The sequence below is a fragment of the Microvirga sp. P4_A5 genome (assembly GCF_056402495.1).
Window position 1 is genome coordinate 1 of the sequence record NZ_JBFUHH010000201.1, and the last position, 1406, is coordinate 1406.

The following is a 1406-nucleotide window of genomic DNA, read 5'->3' on the forward strand; positions in this document are numbered from 1 at the left end:
ACTTTGTTGGACACGGCCAGAAGGTCGAAGCCGACAAGATGTGACGTCATGGCAATTTGCGACATCACTTCGTAGAACTTCATGTTCTGCACGTTGGGCAGCGGATTGTCCTGTCCGTCGATGGCGCCGGTCTGAAGGCCTGTATAGACTTCCGCATAGGCCATGGGCGTCGGGTTGGCCCCGATTGCCTGTCCAAGAAATTGCCAGGCATCTCCGCCCGGCATGCGCAGCTTGATGCCGGCCATATCCGCTGGCGTGTTGATCTTTTTACTGGGCTTTAGGCCTACCTGCCTGGCGCCGAAATATGTCGGGCCCAGGATATGAATCCCGAGCTGATCCGATGCCATTTTCTTTAATTGCTGGCCAACATCGCCTGCAAAAACCTTTTTCAGATGATCCGCGTCGCGGAACAGGTAGGCTGAGGTCACGATGGACCATGCTGGAATTTGAGTGGAAATATCCTGCGGCGCGATGTTCCCCATCTCGAGATTACCGCGCTGCATGGCCACGAGCTCGGTGCCCTGCTTGAACAGGGTCCCGCCGTAATAGGGTTGGAGCGCGAAGCCCTGGGATTTCATGTCCTCGGTGAACCGCTTCATCATCTCCGCCCGGATATCCTGCTCCGAAAAGACGGCTGAGAAACGCAGCGGCGCAGGTGTTTGCGCCAGGGCAACGCCGCCCGTGCTCCACGCCAGAAGGGCCGCCCCCGCGGTCATCAGAAAACGACGATTGATGCTGAACGTCATGTGTTCCTCTCCCAAATTCTGCCGCGCAGTAGCCTGCATCTCGTTCCACTATCGGCTCGGATGATTAGCAAATCAATATGCATTTCCGGATTCATATGATATTTTGTCGTATATCAGGTGGTATCGGCACTAGTCGGATGTAAGGCGGCGGGTTGCGGAGCCCTGTTCGCGAACAGGATGCTGAATGAATGAAGATTGAGCTGTTGGCGACATCCATTGCGGATCGAGCCTATGACCGGATTCGCGCTGACATCATTTTTGGCCGTCTCGCCCCCGGCACGCGGCTCCGATTGGATCGACTCGCGAACGGTTACGGGGCCAGCGTCAGCACCTTGAGAGAGATCCTCAGCCGCCTCTCTTCGGAGGGACTGGTTCTCGCTGAAGGTCAGCGCGGTTTTCGGGTTGCTCCGGTTTCGCCCGAAGGCTTTCAGGATGTCGCGGCAATGCGGCTTCTTCTGGAGACATACGCACTGCCTTTGTCCTTTGCGGCAGGTGATCTGGAGTGGGAAAGCCGCGTCGTGGCCGCGCATTACAAGCTCGCCGTTATGGAGCGGCGGATGGTTGCAGGTGACCATGCAGAAACCGAACTCTGGAAGCGATACGACCGCGAGTTTCACCAATCCCTCATCGAAGCCTGCGGGTCGCAGACCCTTCTTGACC

2 protein-coding genes are annotated in these 1406 nt (G+C 57.2%); one reads left to right on the top strand and one right to left on the bottom strand.

Going from position 1 to position 1406, the window contains the following annotated elements:
• Nucleotides 1-746, bottom strand: a 746-nt coding sequence (dctP, locus tag AC1DVM_RS23115; RefSeq protein ID WP_477258479.1) for a TRAP transporter substrate-binding protein DctP, incomplete at its 3' end; no start/stop codon positions are given.
• Nucleotides 747-934: 188 nt separating this feature from the next.
• Here dctP and AC1DVM_RS23120 point away from each other — a divergent pair.
• On the top strand, nucleotides 935-1406 hold a 472-nt coding region (locus tag AC1DVM_RS23120; protein WP_477258481.1), incomplete at its 3' end, for a GntR family transcriptional regulator.